Below are 15,822 nucleotides of genomic sequence, written 5' to 3'. Positions count from 1 at the left end.
GGGTGACTGCGCCACTCCGTTCCCGGTCGCCGATCTCGCGAGCGGCCAGCCGGTCACCGGGCTGACCGTCAGCCACGGCACGACCCCGGACGGGTTCACCGGCGAGGTCCTCGGCGTGCTGGACGACGGCATCGCGCCCGGCGTCGACATGATCATGGTCCGCCTGACGTCGCCCGAGATCGACCGTGTCGGGATCTGGCAAGGCATGTCCGGCAGCCCCGTGTACGCGCAGGACGGACGCCTCATCGGCGCCGTGGCCTACGGCCTGGCGTCCGGCGCCTCGCCGGTCGCCGGGGTGACGCCGTTCGCCGACATGGACGACTACCTGAGCACGCCGGCCGCCAAGCGGGTCGGCGTCGATCGCGCCGAGGCACGCACGATCGCCGCGCACAGCGGTGTCTCCGCCGCGCAGGCCGGTGACGGCTTCCGTCAGCTGCCCTCGCCGCTCGGGGTCGCGGGACTCGGCGCCCGCCAGCTCTCGCTGGCCTCCGAGCACGCGGGGACGCGGACCTACCTGCCGCGGTCGGCGTACGCCGTCGGACGCGCCGCGGCCGACGTGGCCGGGCCCGAGACCGTGGTCGCGGGCGGCAACCTCGCGGCGTCGCTCGCCTACGGCGACATCACCACCGCGGCCATCGGCACGGCGACCTCGGTCTGTGGGGACCAGGTGGTCGGGTTCGGGCACCCCATCCAGCGCTTCGGCCAGACCACGCTGACCTTGCACCCCGCGGACGCGATCTACGTCCAGGAGGACCTCTTCGCCGGGTTCAAGCTCGCGAACCTCGGGGCGCCTGCCGGGACGATCACGCAGGACCGTGGCACGGGCATCACCGGAGTGCTCGGCCCGCTGCCCTCCACCGTCGACGTGACGGCGTCGCTGACCTATGGCGAGCGCAGCCGCTCGGGCACGTCGCACGTCTCGGTGCCGAGCCCGGACGCGCTCGCGAGCACGACGTTCTACCAGTTCCTCGCCAACCACGACCGCGTCGTCGACGGCATGGTCGACGGCAGCGAGGTCGCCGCGTGGACCGTCACCGGCACCGGCCCCGACGGCGCGCCGTTCGAGCTGTCGAGCTCCGATCGGTACGTCTCGGAGTGGGACCTCTCCTACGAGGTCGGGTACGCGCTGGGGGACATCGTCTACGCGCTGGCCGGGATCCCGGGCGTCACGATCACCGGCGTCACGACGGACACGACCGTGAGCGACGACGCGACGGCGTACCGGATCTCCGCGCTGGAGCGGAAGGCGCACGGCGCGTGGACGACGGTCGGCAAGCGCGAGGAGATCCCCGTGCGCGCGGGCTCGACGCTCGCGCTGAGGGTGGTGATCACCGGTGGCGCTGAGAGCACGACGGTCCCCGTCTCGGTGACGGTGCCGCGTCGGATGGCCGGCGGGTCCGGTGTCCTCGAGGTCGTCGGTGGCCTGGACCTCGAAGGCCTGGGCCAGATGAGCACCCTGGAGCGGGCGAAGGACGCGGTCGCCAAGCTGGTCCGCAACGACCAGGTGCAGGTCGTGCTGAGCTCGGTGAGCGCACGGGGTCGGGTGAAGGTCGTCAGCACCCGGGCGCTCAGCCCGCTCCCAGGCGTCGTGGCGGGACATCGGTCGGCGCAGCTGGTCGTCCGGTAGGCCTGCGGGAGGGCCTCCCGCGGTGCGAGCATGGACCCCATGGGTGGGCGTGCATGACGGACCGCGAACGGGAGGCCCTCCTCCGGCTGATCCGGGAGTCCGTGATCGGCGACGACCACCTCATGGACACGCCGTACGGCCGGCGCCGGGTCACCTACGCCGACTACACCGCGTCCGGGCGAGCGTTGGCCTTCATCGAGGACTTCATCCGCGACGAGGTGCTGCCCGGCTACGCCAACACCCACACCGAGTCCAGCGGCACCGGGCTCCAGACGACACGGCTGCGCGAGGACGCGCGAGCGATCATCCGTGAGGCGGTCGGCGGCGACGACGACACCGTCGTGCTGTTCGCCGGATCGGGGTGCACCGGCGCGATCGCGAAGCTCATCGGCGTGCTCGGTCTGCGGATCCCCTCGGTGCTCGAGGACGCGCACGGCCTGTCCGCGCACGTGCCGGCCCACGACCGGCCCGTGGTGTTCATCGGGCCCTACGAGCACCACTCCAACGAGCTCCCGTGGCGCGAGTCGATCGCGGACGTCGTGCGGATCCGCCAGGACCAGGACGGGGGAGTCGACCTCGCGGACCTGCGCGAGCAGCTGGGGAGGTACGCCGGCCGCTCGCTGCGCATCGGCTCGTTCTCGGCCGCCTCCAACGTCACCGGCATCGTCTCCGACACCGCGGCGATCGCCGAGCTGCTCCACGAGCACGGGGCGCTCAGCTTCTGGGACTTCGCCGCGGCGGCGCCGTACGTCGACATCGTGATGGGCGCGTCGCCCGACCGCCCGCTGTCCTACAAGGACGCGGTGTTCATCTCGCCGCACAAGTTCATCGGCGGGCCGTCGACGCCCGGCGTGCTGGTGGCTCGCCGGGAGCTGATCGCCAACCGGGTCCCCGACGTGCCCGGTGGTGGCACGGTCGCCTACGTCAACGACGACGACCACCGCTACCTCGACGACCCGACGCACCGCGAGGAGGGCGGCACGCCCGCGATCATCGAGTCGATCCGGGCCGGGATGGTCTTCCAGCTCAAGCAGGCGGTCGGCACCGACACGATCCGGCAGCAGGAGGAGCGCCACCTGCGCACGGCCGTCGCGGTGTGGGGGAGCGAGCCCTCGATCGAGCTGCTCGGCAACCTCGACGCCGAGCGGCTCTCGATCGTCTCGTTCGTCGTGCGGTCGCCGTCGGGGCGCTACCTGCACCACAACTACGTCGTCGCGCTGCTCAACGACCTCTTCGGCATCCAGTCGCGCGGCGGCTGCTCGTGCGCCGGACCGTACGGGCACCGTCTGCTCGGCATCGACCTGGAGCGCTCGCACGAGTTCGAGCGCGAGATCACCGGAGGCTGCGAGGGCATCAAGCCCGGGTGGGTGCGGGTGAACTTCAACTACTTCGTCTCCGACGCGGTGGTCGACTACATCGTCGAGGCCGTGCGGCTGGTGGCGCGCGACGGCTGGCGGCTGCTGGACGACTACCGCTTCGACCCGGTGACCGGACGCTGGCGCCATCGCGCCGGCCTCGTCAGCCCGCCGCTGAGCCTGCGTGACATCTCCTACGAGGGTGGGCGGGTCTCGATGCCGAGCCACCGGGCGACCGGGGGAGAGGAGCTGCTCGCGGAGCACCTGCGCGAGGGGCTGGCGATCCTGGGCTCGGCGATCGAGCCGGACCTCAGCTCCCACCCCGCCGACCTCAGCGCCGACTTCGAGCACCTTCGGTGGTTCGAGCTGCCCGAGTCGGCGCTCGCGCCGGGTTCGGCGGATCACACGTAACCGCACCCGCGAAGGGGTCGTTGGCCCGGCATGCGCCTCCGGACCGGACTCATCGCCCTGCTCACCGCGGCCGCCGTCGCGACCACGACGATGCTCGCCGCGCCCCCGGCGTCCGCCGAGGACACCCGAGGCGCCCGCGAACGCCGCGGCGACGGCGTACGCCGGGCGGTCTTCGTCGGGAACAACTGGGACGGCACCGCCGACATCCTCGACCCGGCGACGTTCCGGCGGCTCGGGCGGATCGACGTGGTGCCGGACAAGGCGCAGCGCATCCAGGAGATCGCCACGAACCCCTACCGCTTCGCCTACTTCCTCGCGATCCGGGCGTTGATCGGCGAGGGCCACGACCAGCTCGTCGACGACATGTACTCCTCCAACGACGGGCGGATGCTGATCGTGTCGCGTCCCTCCTTCGCCGACGTGGTCGCCATCGACCTGCGGACCAAGAAGATCGTGTGGCGCTTCGAGGTCGACGGCGTGCGCTCGGACCACATGGCGCTCTCGCCGGACGGCCGGCGGGTGGCGGTGAGTGCCTCGACGGGCAACGTCGTGCACGTGCTGCGCGTCGCGGACGGGGCCGAGGTCGGCCGGTTCCCCTCGGGTGGGTCGCCGCACGAGAACATCTTCATCGACGGCGGCAAGCGGATCCTGCACGCGAGCATCGGCATGGTCTACAGCCCGCTGGACGACCCCGCGCTCGACCCCACCAAGCAGGAGCGGGTGCTGCAGATCGTCAACGCCAAGACGATGGAGATCGAGCGCAGCTACGACCTGCGCGCGGCGCTCGACGAGGTCGGGTTGACCGACACCAGCACCGCCGTACGCCCGATGACGCTCTCACCGGACGAGCAGACCTTCTACTTCCAGCTCTCGTTCCTCCACGGGTTCGTGGAGATGGACCGCGCCACCGGCAGGATCACCCGGGTCAAGCACCTGCCGAACCTGGTGCCGGACATGCCGCGAGAGCAGTACGTGCTCGACTCGGCCCACCACGGCATCGCGATGAACCCGGCCGGCACCAAGCTGTGCGTCGCGGGCACGATGTCGGACTACGCCACCGTCGTCGACGCCGACACCTTCGAGCGCGGACCGCTGCAGAAGGTGCAGGACGGCAAGCCCTACTGGGTCACCCCGAGCTGGGACGGCCGCACCTGCTACATCTCCTGGAGCGGCACCGACCAGGTCGCGAAGATCTCCTACCGCACGGGCCGCGTCGTCACGACCGTGCCGGTGGGCGACCACCCCCAGCGGGTCCGCAACGGCTGGGTGCGCAAGGATCTCGTGCCGACCCTCTGAGCCATGCCGAGCCGGCGCGTCTGCAGATCCGTGAGGGGTCGAGTCGGCGGTGTTGGGGCCTGCAGTTGTGCCGACTCGACGCGGGCGGAGACGGCGACGGGCCCCGGACCGATGGTCCGGGGCCCGTGCTTCGCGCGGTTCTGGTCGGCTGGTTCAACCCTGGTGGGCGAGGGCGAACTCGACCTTGCCGGAGGGGTCGACCGCGGCGTCGAGGATCTTGTCGTCCAGGAGCTGGGCCGCCGACTCGTCGAGGTAGACGGTCGCGCCGCCCTGCTCGACGACCTGGTCACCCGGCTCACCCTGCTGGGCGGCCGAGATGGCGAAGGCCGGCTCGGGGGAGTCGTCGGTGGTGATGCGCAGACCCGCCGTCTCGGCGAGGCCGGGCTGGTGGGTGATCTCGTTGACGATGGCACTGGCGTTCTCGGTGAGGGTGAGCATGCTCGCCTTCCGAATAGCTTGGCTGGTCCAGACCACCGTCCCCGATGCCGCCGCGCGATTCAACCCCCGGGCCGATCCCGGGCGTGTCGCAGTCTGGCACGCTGTGGCCATGACCACCGCCGACACTCCCGATCCCGACCGCGCGAGCCTGCGCCACATCGACCTGCACAAGATCGGCGTCGGCCGGTTCCTGGCCACCAACGGCCGGGGCGGGGTGCTGCCGGTGGGCTCGGGGGACGACCCGGACTTCACGCCGGTCGAGCTGCTGCTCGCAGCCCTCGCCGGCTGCAGCGCCATCGATGTCGACCTGATCACCGGCAAGCGGGCGGCGGCGACGACGTTCGAGGTGGCGGCCGAGGGCGACAAGATCCGGGACGAGCAGGGCAACCGGCTGGTGGACCTGCGACTCACCTTCCACGTGCGCTTCCCGGAGGGCGAGGACGGCGACCGCGCCCGCGAGGTGCTGCCGCGCTCGATCGAGCAGTCCCGCGACCGGTTGTGCACGGTCGGTCGCACCGTGCAGCTCGGGGCGCCGATCGAGTACGGCGCGCGCTGATGCCACGGCGACGGCCGGGCCGGTGGGACGCGGTCCCCCGCCAGGACGGCCGCCGCTTCGTCGTCACGGGCGCGAGCGGGGGACTGGGACTGGAGACGGCTCGGGTCCTGGCCGACCGTGGGGCGGAGGTGGTGCTCGCGGTCCGCAACCTCGAGAAGGGGCGGGCCGTCGCCGCGCAGCTCCCGGGGGCCGTCGAGGTGCGCCGGCTCGACGTGGCCGACCTGGCGAGCGTCCGTGAGTTCGCCGCTGACGTGGGTCCCGTGGACGTGCTGGTCAACAACGCCGGGGTGCTGGCCGTGCCCTTCGCCCTCACCGGCGACGGCTTCGAGACCCACCTGGCCACCAACCACCTGGGCCACTTCGCCCTCGCCAACCTGCTCCTGCCGCAGCTGCGCGACCGGGTGGTCGTCGTGACCAGCGACGCGCACCGCGCCGCCGAGCTCGACCTGGGCGACCTCAACTGGGAGCGCCGCGACTACCGGCCGTTCGCGGCGTACGCCTCCTCCAAGCTGGCCAACCTGCTGTTCATGGCCGAGCTCCAGCGCCGGCTGACCGCGGCCGGCTCGACGCTGCGGGCCACGGCCGCACACCCGGGCTCGACCGCGACCGCGATCACCGCCAACACCGGCAACCGCGCCAAGACCTGGGTCGGCTCGTGGGGCCACAAGCTGGCCGGCATGCCGATCTGGAAGGGCGCGCTGACCACGCTGTACGCCGCCACGATGGACGTGCCCGGCAACACCTTCATCGGCCCCGCCGGGCGTCTGGAGATGCGAGGCTGGCCGACCGGCGTCGGTCGCAGCCAGGCCGCCTGCGACCCCGAGCTCGCGCGCGGGCTCTGGCAGCGGTCGGAGGAGCTGACCGGGGTGCGGTTCCCGCTGTAGATCCGGTCAGTCGGCGACGGTCACCGAGGTGATGTCGACCGGTGTGTTCGGCGCGCCACCGTTGGCTCCCATCGAGCCGTCGTTGCCGTCCTCGGCGATCTTCTGGATCGCCTCGACCCCCGTCTCGTCGACGGTGCCGAACACGGTGTACTCGGGCCCCAGGCCCGAGTCGGCGTACACCATGAAGAACTGCGACCCGCCGGAGTCGGGATCCTGGGCGCGAGCCATGGCCAGCGTGCCGGCGGGGTAGGTCTCGTCGCCCTCCACCTCGAGCGGGATCGTGTAGCCCGGACCGCCCATCCCGGTGCCGGTGGGGTCACCGCACTGGAGCACGAAGATGCTCTGGTTGGTGATGCGGTGGCACGAGGTGTCGTCGAAGTAGCCCTGCTCGGCCAGTGACACGAACGAGTTGACCGTGCAGGGCGCGGCCTCGGCGTCCAGGTCGAGCCCGAAGTCGCCCATGCTCGACTTCACGTCCACGTGGACGGTCCCGGACGCCGGCGCCTGCTCGTCCGGCGGGTCGACCTCCTTGGCCGGTGACTGCCCGTCCGAGGGGTAGGAGCACGAGGTCGTCGGGACGTCCGCGGCCGCGTTCTGCGCGTCACCGCCGCCGGACCCGTCCGACCCGTCGGACCCGCAGCCCGACACGAGCACGGCGATCGTCACGGCAGCGAGGGCGGGGCGCAGGCGCATGGGCGGCATCGTAGGGGAGACGCTCAGGAGTTGCGGCCGCGGGCCGCGACCGGCCAGGGCTCGAGGCGTCCGTCGAGCTCGGCCCAGAGGGTGTCGGTGAGGTTGACCGCCGCGCAGACGTGGTTGGGCACGACCGCCACCCGGGTCCCGAGCGCGGGCAGCGGAGCACCCGCCAGGTCGACCACCGCGTGGTGCTCGGAGAGCTGCACGACCCGGGCGTCCGGGTGGTCCAGCAGGCGCCCCCACCCGGTCGCGTACGCCGCCCGGTCGGCGCCGAGCGCCTTGCTCCCGGCGTCGAGGACCAGCCGCCCGCCGCCATGGCTGACCACGGTGGCCTGGCAGGTCAGGGCGATGTCGGTGGGGTCCGTGGCGCCGAGCTCCCACTGCTGCGCGTCTCCGAACACGTACACGCCGGGCCGCGCCTCGGTCAGGTCCGCGGTGCGGGTGTGGGCCAGGCTCGGCGTCGACGCCCCGCTGAGCACGTCGGGCTCCAGCCCGACGGCCCGCAGCGACCCGGTCGCCGTACGCAGCGCCAGGGCCTCGTCCTCGGCGGCAGACATCCGGGCCTCGGGGGAGTAGCTGTGTCCCGGGAACGTGAACACGCCGCGGATCGACAGGCCCGCCTCGGCCGCGGCCGCCGCGAGCGCGCCAGCGTCGTCCGGTGCGACACCGGTGCGGTGCTGGCCGCTGTCGACCTCGACGAGGGCGACGATGCCGGCGCCCTCGAGCAGGCGGGCGGCGCGTTCGGCGGACTCGACCGAGTCGACCCCGATCGCCAGGTCGGCACGCTCGGCGAGGTCGCGCAGGCGGCGCACGGCATCCGGCGTCAGCCAGAGCGGGTAGGCGATGAACACGTCCTCGGCGCCGTGCTCGACGAACACCTCGGCCTCGCCGATCGTCGCGACGGTCAGTCCGACAGCACCGGCCTCGAGCTGCAGCCGCGCGATCTCCGGTGACTTGTGGGTCTTGGCGTGCGGCCGCAGCGAGATCCCGGCCGCGGTGGCCCAGCGGGCGGTGCGCTCGATGTTCGAGCGGGCGCGGGCCACGTCGACCCGGAGGTACGGCGTGGCCGGCTCGTGGGCGCTCACATCTCCTCGTGCGTCTCGGGGTCGCCCCGGAACAGCCGGCCGTCGACCCGGCCGAGCGCGGTGATGGCGGCGACCTCGTCGTCGGCCAGCTCGAACCCGAAGACGTCGAGGTTCGCGCGCTGCCGTTCCGGGGTGGCCGACTTGGGGATCGGCACGTTGCCGAGCTGGACCTGCCAGCGCAGGATGACCTGTCCCGGCGTGACGCCATGGCGCTCGGCGGCCGCGGCGACGGCCGGCTCGGCGAACGGTGCCTGGCGCTTGCCGAGCGGGCTCCAGGACTCGGTGCGGATGCCGAGACCCGCGTTGACCTCGCGCATCTGCTCCTGCGGGAAGTAGGGGTGCAGCTCGATCTGGTTCACCGCGGGCGTGACGCCGGACTCCTCGATGATGCGCTCGAGGTGGTCGGCGGTGAAGTTCGAGACCCCGATGGAGCGCACGACTCCCTGCTCGCGCAGGTCCACCAGGGCCCGCCAGGCGTCGGCGTACTGGTCACGGCTCGGGTTGGGCCAGTGGATGAGGTGGAGGTCGAGGTAGTCCAGGCCCAGGCGCTCGAGGGAGCCGTGGACGCTCGCGATCGCGTCGTCGTAGGCGTGGTCGCGGCCGGGGAGCTTGCTGGTGACGACCAGGTCCTCACGGGCGATGCCGGACTGACGGATCGCCTCGCCCACCTCGCGCTCGTTCTCGTAGTTCACGGCCGTGTCGATCAGCCGGTAGCCGACCTCGATCGCGCTGCGGATCGCGGCGACGCCGTCGGCGCCTTTCATCGGGTAGGTGCCGAAGCCGATCGCGGGCAGCGTGGCGCCGTCGTTGAGCGTGTGCGTGGGGATGGCCATGTCGCCAACCTACCGACGGGCCAACCCCTCGCCGAGGCGCCACTGGGCGGCGGTGTAGGTCGCCATCACCAGGCCCTCGAGCGCCGCGGACCCGCGACGCTCCTCGCCGACGATGAAGGTCCGGATGCCGAGCAGGGCGTCCGAGGCGAGGAAGAGCGCCGCGCCGCCCAGCACCTCGGACCGGTCGCCGTCGACGGCGGCCGAGGCGGCGACCATCGCGGCGAGCGCGACGCCGTACGCTGCCACCGGCACGGCGACCGCTCGGTCCTCGCGCGCGGCTGCCAGGCCCATCCCGGCCGCCAGGAGCCCGCCCGCGGCCAGGAAGCGGCGACGTCCCGGCGTGTCCAGGACCGGGGCCGAGGAACGCGCCCGGAAGGCGGAGATGTAAGCGAGGTGGGCGCCGACGAACGATCCGACGCCCGCGAGGAACGACGCGCGGCTGCGCCCGAGGAGCGCGACGTCGCCGCCCCACGAGAACGCCTGGGCGGCGACCAGCTGGCGTCGTTGCGGGGCGAGACGGGCCCTGGTCGCGAGTGTCGGCATCAGGAGCGGCTTGGTGACGACGCGCGCGCGCTGCCACCGCGCCGGCGCGGCCGCCAGGAGTGCGTCGGCGACCGCGAGGGCGGCGAACGCGCCGCCCGGCATCCGCCGGGGGCGTGACAGCTGGGTCCGGTCCATCGCCTGCTCCGCTCGTCGAGGTCAGGCGATTCCTATCAGGTTCGCAGGTCGTCCGGCTTCGCCTCGTGTCCCGGCGCGCCGTGGGTGCGCCGGTCCTCCTTCATCTCGGCCTCGTACAGGTGGCGCCGGCCGCCGACGAGCTCCTCGCGCGCGGCCCGCTCGAGCTCCTTGAACGTCGCGTAGTAGCCGTCGTCGTAGGCCTCGACGATCTGGAAGGTCCAGTGGCCGGGGATCACGTTGCGGCCGACGAGCTCGCGGTCGATGCGGTCGGCGAGCTCGGCGTGGCCGGCGTCGCGCAGCTGCTGCACGGCGTCGCCGAGCGTGAGGTCGGTGGTCCCGGAGAGGCGGTGGAACGTGTAGAGGTGTCCGCGCGCCACCTCGGCGGCCTCGAGTGCCTCGGAGAGCTTGCCGAGCGCCTCGACGGTCGCGTCGTCCACGCCCTCGGGACGCTGGTGCGCGGCGTCGGGTCCGCTCATGCCGAGAGGACGTCCGACGCGGAGACCGTGCCGTGTTCTGACTGGATGGCGTCGGCGAGCCGGGTCACCTGGTCGTCGGTGACGTCCACGCCCGCCTCGCTGAACCCGTTGCGTAGCTCCTGCTCGACCGTCCCCTCGGTGGCGCCGTCCTGCCACGACGTGACACGGTCGACGACGGCCTGGATGGCTTCCAGCTTCTCGGTGCTGTGCTGCTCAGTCATGGCAGCCGCGTACCCACCGGACCGCTGTCGCACGCCTCTCGGGCAGGCTGGACGCGTGGTCGTCCCCGAGGTGCTGTCCTCCGCCTGGGAGGAGGTCGTGGGTCGTCAGCCGGCGCCCGACCAGGGGCTGGTCGTGATCTCCGCGGTGACTGCGCTGCTGCTGGTCCTGATCCCGGCCGCGTGGCACGTGGCTCGGCACCTGGTCACCATCGCCCACGAGGGTGCCCACGGGGTCGTCGCGCTCCTGAGCGGGCGGAGGCTGTCCGGCATCCGCGTGCACTCCGACACCTCCGGGCTGACGGTGTCGCGGGGGAGACCCACGGGCCCGGGCATGGTCGCGACGACCCTGGCCGGCTACCTCGGCCCGGCCGCGCTCGGCCTGGGAGCGGCGTACCTGCTGCGCGAGCGGCACGCGCTGGCCGTCCTCTGGCTGGCGGTGCTGCTGCTCGGGCTGCTGCTGCTCCAGATCCGCAACTTCTACGGGCTGTACGCCGTCGGCGTCGCCGGCGCAGCCGTGTTCGCGGTGACCTGGTGGGGGAGCGGGACGCTGCAGACCGCCGTGGCCTACGTCGGCACGTGGTTCCTCCTGCTCGGCTCGCCGCGGCCGGTGCTCGAGCTGCAGTCGCACCGCCGCGCCGGCCGGGCGCGGACGTCCGACGCCGACGTGCTCGCCCGGCTGACCGGGGTGCCGGGGCTGCTGTGGGTCGCGGTGTTCCTGCTCGCGACCCTCGCATCGGCAGCGCTCGGGGGGATGTGGCTGCTCGACCCGATGCTGGGGCCCGCGGCCTAGTCTCGTCGTGTGCGCCTCGGCATCCACTATGCGAACTTCTCCGGTCCCGACTGGGACACCCGGCTCACCGACCGGCTCACCGAGACCGCCCGGGTCGCGGACCAGGGCGGTGTCGACCTGTTCACGGTCATGGACCACTACTTCCAGATGGAGGATCTCGGTGGCCCGCCCGAGCCGATGCTCGAGGGCTACACGACCCTCGGGTACCTCGCGGCTCTCACCGAGCGACTCCGCCTCGGCCTGCTGGTGACCGGCACGACGTACCGCCATCCCGGCCTGCTGGCCAAGATCGTCACCACGCTCGACGTCCTCTCGCGCGGCCGCGCCGTCCTCGGGATCGGTGCGGCCTGGTACGACCGCGAGCATGCCGGCCTCGGGGTGCCGTTCCCCTCGACCTCCGAGCGCTTCGAGCGGCTGGAGGAGACGCTGCGCATCTGCCACCAGATGTGGAGCGACGAGGACGGCCCCTTCGAGGGGCGCCACTACCGGCTCGCCGAGACCGTGTGCGTGCCGCCGCCGGTGCAGCAGCCGCATCCGCCGGTGCTGATCGGCGGGGGAGGGGAGCGCAAGACCCTGCGTCTCGTGGCGCAGTACGCCGACGCCTGCAACCTGTTCCCGGTCGGAGTCGAGGGGGTGCGGCACAAGCTCGACGTGCTGCGCCGCCACTGTGACGACGTCGGGCGCGACTACGACGAGATCGAGAAGACGATGATCGGGGGAGCGCCGGGGGGACCCGACCCGGTGGACGACACCGACGCCTTCCTCGCCGACATGGAGGGCTACGTCGAGCTCGGCATCGGCCTGGTCACGATCGTACCGTCGGCCGCCGACCCGGTCGGGTGGACGACGGCGCTGTGCGAGAGGGTCGTGCCGAGGCTGTCGGGCGTCTGACGTCGCTGCTCAGGTCCCGGCGGTCTCGTCCGATCATTCCTGCGATCGGCGACGAGGAGGCGGACGTGCGGGTGCGGGTCTGGGCACGGCTGACGGTCGCAGCGTCGGCCCTGACGCTCCTGCCCTGGGTGGGTGAGGCTTCCGCGGACACGGCGCCGAGCGGCGACCACGAGCGGACCAACCGCGTCGAGGAGGTCCAGGTCCTGGGGCGCTCGGTGGACGGCCGCAGGATCGTCGCCTACCGCAAGGGCCCCGAGGACGCGAAGCGCACGGTGGTCGTGCTCGGACAGATGCACGGTGACGAGCGCGCGGGCGTGACGACCGCCCGCTGGCTGCGCGACCGCGTCCCCGTGCGTGCCGACGTGACGGTCTGGGTCGTGCCGACGATGAACCCCGACGGACTGGCGCGCGGCACCCGCACCAACGCCCGCGGCGTGGACCTCAACCGCAACTGGCCGATGAACTGGCGCCGTACCGGCCGCGGCATCACCTACTCCGGGCCCCGGGCCGCCTCCGAGCCTGAGACCCGCGCGATGCTGCGGTTCCTGCGTCGGGTGCAGCCCGACTTCGTGGCCTCGCTCCACCAGCCCTACGGCGAGGTCGGGTTCTACGCCGACAAGCCGCGGCTCTTCCAGCGCCGTCTGGCGCGCTACCTGCACCTGCCGTTGCGGGGCATCGACATCGGTGGTCCCACGGCTCCGCCCGACCCGAACCCGCCCGGTGACCTCCAGCCCGGCGGCGCGGACAACGCGCCCACGATGACGGGCTGGTACAACGCGCACTTCCCGGGCACGGCGATCACCGTGGAGTTCCGTGAGCACCCGACGCGCCGCTTCGTCCGCGGCGCCGGCACAGCGCTGCTGCGCGCGGCGCTGGCCGACTGATCCTCGTCGGGCGCAGGAGCCGGCGGCGGCGTCGGCGCCTCGGCCGGGGGAGCACCGCCCGGGTCGGGGACGTCGGCGAACGTGCCGGGCCGGTGCAGCCGGTCGAGGTGGTCGCGTGGCCAGATGACGGCGAAGACGCGGCCGACGACCAGGCCGACGTCCACGTACGCATCCGCGGGGTCGCAGGCGGTGTCGGCGGCGTCGCACAGATGGAAGCTGGAGTCGCCGGAGTCGTACCGGTTGTCGCCCATCACGAACAGATGCCCCTTCGGCACCGGCCCGGCCGTCCACTCGCACCGCTCCGGGCCCCCTGGACCCTTCGGCCCCCGGCACGGGGACGTCGCGGCCTCGTTGACGTAGTCGTCCTCGTCGAGTGGGTGCCCGTTGACCAGCAGCCGGCCCTGCGCGTCACAGCAGCTGATGACGTCGCCGGCGGTGCCGATGACGCGCTTCACGAGGTGGCCGCCGGTGGGGTAGAGGCCGACCTTGGCCAGTGCCTGGGCGACCGGGTTGGTCGGCCCGGCCTCGTCCTCGGGAGGGAGCCAGCCGCCGGGATCCTCGAAGACCACGACGTCGCCGCGTCGCGGCTCGCCGCCGAGCCAGTACGACGGCTTCTCCACGAGGATCCGGTCGTTCTTCACCAGACCGGGCACCATCGACGGTGACGGGATGTAGAACGCCTGGAGGAACAGCGTCTTGATGACCACGGCGAGGACCACGGCGATCCCCAGCATCAGCAGCGACTCCTGCCACCAGGTCAGGCGCCGCGTCCGAGAGATCACAGCAGGAGCGTACGCACGGCCCGCCGACGGGCCTGCCGGCCGGCCGGACGCGCCGTGTCCGTAAATTGACTGCGGTTCCCGACCGACCCGGAGCGCCTGTCAGGATGGTCGACATGGATCCGATTGTCGTAGCCGCCGTCGCGTTCACGCGGAGCGGTCGGGTGCTGACCGTCCGCAAGCGCGGCACGACGATGTTCATGCTGCCGGGCGGCAAGCTCGAGCCGGGGGAGTCGCCTGCGCACGCGGCCCGGCGGGAGGTCGCCGAGGAGGTCGGACTCGAGGTGACCGACCTGGAGCTGCTCGGCGAGTTCACGGCCGACGCCGCCAACGAACCGGGTCGCGTCGTGGTCTCGACCGTCTACCGGGCCGACCTGAACGCCGAGCCTGCGGCGACCGGCGAGATCGCCGAGCTGCGCTGGTCGTCGCTGGACGCGACGACGTCCGACATCGCGCCGCTGCTGCGCGAGCACGTCATGCCGGCGCTGCGCGACATCGTCCGTCTGTGAGCAGGTGTCGCCGAGCGGATGCCGGTGGTCGGGGAAGTGGACCTGGGCAGCTCGGAGCGGCCCGGTCTCCGGGTCCAGCGTTCGTTACCTGACATAATGTCAGTTATCGGCTGCCGCCTGGGCGACCGACGCCGGCCCGTACTCCGCCGCCAGACGCAACCAGACGGCACCGTCCAGCGGCCCACGTTGTCAGTTGTCGGCTGTCGAGCAGCTCGGGTCCAATCGGGGTGGAGTGACCGTCGCGCGTTCAGGCATGTGTGTCTCGAACGGCCACACCCTCAGCTCGCCAGGCTGTGAGCAGTCGGGTGTCACCCGAGGCGGCGACGAGTTCGGCGTCGTTCGCGGCAATCGCGGCGGCGCAATGGGCCGCGTCATACCCCCGGAGCCCGTGAGCGACAGCCAGACCGGCGGCGTACGTCATGAGCTCCTCGCCGAGCTCGATCACGTCGACGACGGACCACAGATCGTCGAGCACGGACCGTCCGCCACGGACCTCGCTGGCTGTGATCCGCCCCATGCGCTCCGCCTGGGCAAGAGCGGCCACCGCCTCGATGTAGGCCAGTCGCGTGGTCGTGACGCTGTCGGCTCCGTCCCAGAGCTCACCGCAATCCGCTGATGTCGGCTCATCGACAAGGAGCGGGACGAGGGCCGAGGTGTCGAGGTAGAGGATCACCGACGCTGCTGGTCGACGAGGTCGCTGACTGTGCCGTTCGTCTTGACCGGTGCCGGGCGCTCGTGTTTCCGGCGCGTTGCTGGCGTCACCTTGCCCTCGGCGATCAACTGCTCCAGCTTCGTCGGGACGCCGACCGGGATGATCCGTGCGACAGGCCGACCGTGGTCGGTGACCGTGATCGTGTGCCCCTCGCGGACCGTGGCCAGGTGGCGGCTCAGGCCGTCACGCAGTTCGCGTACGCCGACGTCCATGGCGATCACTCCTCTATGGCCACATTCATGCCGTCCAATGTGGCCATTTTGGCACGCTACTCGTCTCACTGCAACGCGTCTCACTACCAGTCTCTCGACTCAGGGGCGTCGGGCTCGACGGTGATGGTCAGCGTCGACCGGCTTCGTCGTCGAACGTGACCGGTCCGGCTGTGGATCCCCCGCACGCGTTCCTACTGGGCGCATCGGAGGCAGACGGGATCTGGGCGCTCTCGTCGCCGGACTGGAAGGTCCGCCACCCGCCGAACCCGGACGAGCTCGTCAGGGTCCGCCCGAGCCCGAGGCGCTGACTCCACGGAGCCGGCTCATCCGCCGAGGCCGCCGAAGTAGTCGCCGCGGCCGGCGGTCGTGCGCTTGCCCCGCACGACGGCGTTGTCGACAACGCCCTTCTTGCGAGGCCAGAACGCGAACACCGCCAGCGCGAGGACGACGATGCCGATGAGGATCCAGATCATGTGGTGTGCTCCCCCG

At 72.2% G+C, this 15,822-nt stretch carries 18 protein-coding genes and 1 pseudogene; 9 read left to right on the top strand and 10 right to left on the bottom strand.

Annotated elements, in window-relative coordinates; all coding sequences use genetic code 11:
- From Q0L15_RS08865 to Q0L15_RS08855, 3 genes are all read left to right on the top strand, one after another.
- A partial coding sequence (locus Q0L15_RS08865; protein ID WP_296603724.1) for a SpoIVB peptidase S55 domain-containing protein occupies positions 1-1,627 on the top strand: 1,627 nt, incomplete at its 5' end.
- A 53-nt stretch (positions 1,628-1,680) separates the two neighbouring features.
- Positions 1,681-3,393 (top strand): aminotransferase class V-fold PLP-dependent enzyme, encoded by a 1,713-nt coding sequence (locus Q0L15_RS08860; RefSeq protein WP_296603722.1) that lies wholly within the window; start codon positions 1,681-1,683, stop codon positions 3,391-3,393.
- Positions 3,394-3,423: 30 nt separating this feature from the next.
- Positions 3,424-4,689 (top strand): serine/threonine protein kinase, encoded by a 1,266-nt coding sequence (locus tag Q0L15_RS08855; RefSeq protein WP_296603720.1) that lies wholly within the window; start codon positions 3,424-3,426, stop codon positions 4,687-4,689.
- A gap of 153 nt (positions 4,690-4,842) precedes the next feature.
- Here the strand turns inward: Q0L15_RS08855 and Q0L15_RS08850 are convergent, their stop codons facing one another.
- Positions 4,843-5,127 (bottom strand): Fe-S cluster assembly protein HesB, encoded by a 285-nt coding sequence (locus tag Q0L15_RS08850; RefSeq protein ID WP_296603719.1) that lies wholly within the window; start codon positions 5,125-5,127, stop codon positions 4,843-4,845.
- 109 nt (positions 5,128-5,236) lie between these two features.
- On the opposite strand from Q0L15_RS08850, the gene Q0L15_RS08845 reads away from it, so the two are divergent.
- Together Q0L15_RS08845 and Q0L15_RS08840 are read left to right on the top strand one after the other, a co-directional pair.
- Positions 5,237-5,683, top strand: coding sequence for an OsmC family protein (locus tag Q0L15_RS08845; RefSeq protein WP_296603717.1), 447 nt, complete (start codon positions 5,237-5,239; stop codon positions 5,681-5,683).
- The gene (locus Q0L15_RS08840; protein ID WP_296603715.1) at positions 5,683-6,567 is read left to right on the top strand and encodes an oxidoreductase; all 885 of its coding nucleotides are present in this window, start codon (positions 5,683-5,685) and stop codon (positions 6,565-6,567) included. The genes Q0L15_RS08845 and Q0L15_RS08840 overlap by 1 nt, the downstream gene beginning before the upstream one ends.
- Before the next feature lie 6 nt (positions 6,568-6,573).
- Here Q0L15_RS08840 and Q0L15_RS08835 read toward each other — a convergent pair whose 3' ends face one another.
- The 6 genes from Q0L15_RS08835 to Q0L15_RS08810 are packed head-to-tail and all read right to left on the bottom strand — an operon-like array spanning position 6,574 to position 10,556.
- Positions 6,574-7,260 (bottom strand): peptidylprolyl isomerase, encoded by a 687-nt coding sequence (locus Q0L15_RS08835; protein ID WP_296603713.1) that lies wholly within the window; start codon positions 7,258-7,260, stop codon positions 6,574-6,576.
- A gap of 23 nt (positions 7,261-7,283) precedes the next feature.
- Positions 7,284-8,348 carry an alanine racemase gene (locus tag Q0L15_RS08830; protein ID WP_296603712.1) on the bottom strand — a complete coding sequence of 355 codons (1,065 nt, stop codon included), beginning with the start codon at positions 8,346-8,348 and terminating at the stop codon, positions 7,284-7,286.
- Positions 8,345-9,181, bottom strand: a complete 837-nt coding sequence (locus Q0L15_RS08825; RefSeq protein ID WP_296603710.1) for an aldo/keto reductase — start codon at positions 9,179-9,181, stop codon at positions 8,345-8,347. The genes Q0L15_RS08830 and Q0L15_RS08825 overlap by 4 nt, the downstream gene beginning before the upstream one ends.
- Before the next feature lie 9 nt (positions 9,182-9,190).
- Complete coding sequence (locus Q0L15_RS08820) at positions 9,191-9,859, bottom strand: lysoplasmalogenase (RefSeq protein ID WP_296603709.1); 669 nt, start codon at positions 9,857-9,859, stop codon at positions 9,191-9,193.
- 35 nt (positions 9,860-9,894) lie between these two features.
- Positions 9,895-10,335, bottom strand: a complete 441-nt coding sequence (locus Q0L15_RS08815; RefSeq protein WP_296603708.1) for a hypothetical protein — start codon at positions 10,333-10,335, stop codon at positions 9,895-9,897.
- A complete protein-coding gene (locus Q0L15_RS08810) occupies positions 10,332-10,556 on the bottom strand; it encodes a hypothetical protein (RefSeq protein ID WP_296603707.1) in 225 nt (74 codons plus the stop codon). Before Q0L15_RS08810 ends, Q0L15_RS08815 begins: the two co-directional genes overlap by 4 nt.
- 55 nt (positions 10,557-10,611) lie before the next feature.
- Here Q0L15_RS08810 and Q0L15_RS08805 point away from each other — a divergent pair, with 55 nt between their 5' ends.
- From Q0L15_RS08805 to Q0L15_RS24960, 3 genes and pseudogenes are all read left to right on the top strand, one after another.
- The gene (locus Q0L15_RS08805) at positions 10,612-11,346 is read left to right on the top strand and encodes a M50 family metallopeptidase (RefSeq protein ID WP_296603706.1); all 735 of its coding nucleotides are present in this window, start codon (positions 10,612-10,614) and stop codon (positions 11,344-11,346) included.
- Positions 11,347-11,355: 9 nt separating this feature from the next.
- A complete protein-coding gene (locus Q0L15_RS08800) occupies positions 11,356-12,237 on the top strand; it encodes an LLM class F420-dependent oxidoreductase (protein ID WP_296603705.1) in 882 nt (293 codons plus the stop codon).
- Positions 12,186-12,812: pseudogene (locus Q0L15_RS24960) on the top strand (DUF2817 domain-containing protein); the annotation flags it as partial. The gene Q0L15_RS08800 and the pseudogene Q0L15_RS24960, both read left to right, overlap by 52 nt.
- Before the next feature lie 74 nt (positions 12,813-12,886).
- Here Q0L15_RS24960 and lepB read toward each other — a convergent pair.
- Positions 12,887-13,903 carry a signal peptidase I gene (gene lepB, locus Q0L15_RS24955; RefSeq protein WP_366939560.1) on the bottom strand — a complete coding sequence of 339 codons (1,017 nt, stop codon included), beginning with the start codon at positions 13,901-13,903 and terminating at the stop codon, positions 12,887-12,889.
- 113 nt (positions 13,904-14,016) lie between these two features.
- Here lepB and Q0L15_RS08785 point away from each other — a divergent pair, with 113 nt between their 5' ends.
- Complete coding sequence (locus Q0L15_RS08785) at positions 14,017-14,409, top strand: NUDIX domain-containing protein (RefSeq protein WP_296603701.1); 393 nt, start codon at positions 14,017-14,019, stop codon at positions 14,407-14,409.
- 247 nt (positions 14,410-14,656) lie between these two features.
- On the opposite strand, the gene Q0L15_RS08780 is transcribed toward Q0L15_RS08785, so the two are convergent.
- A complete protein-coding gene (locus tag Q0L15_RS08780) occupies positions 14,657-15,082 on the bottom strand; it encodes a type II toxin-antitoxin system VapC family toxin (RefSeq protein ID WP_296603700.1) in 426 nt (141 codons plus the stop codon).
- Positions 15,079-15,333: a type II toxin-antitoxin system Phd/YefM family antitoxin gene (locus Q0L15_RS08775; protein ID WP_296603698.1), complete on the bottom strand. Its 255-nt coding sequence runs from the start codon at positions 15,331-15,333 to the stop codon at positions 15,079-15,081. Before Q0L15_RS08775 ends, Q0L15_RS08780 begins: the two co-directional genes overlap by 4 nt.
- Positions 15,334-15,822: the final 489 nt, after the last annotated feature.

The organism is Nocardioides sp., assembly GCF_024509035.1.
Lineage (GTDB): Bacteria > Actinomycetota > Actinomycetes > Propionibacteriales > Nocardioidaceae > Nocardioides.
The sequence above is the reverse complement of the archived record's forward strand: the minus strand, read 5'-3'. Positions and strand labels throughout refer to the sequence as shown.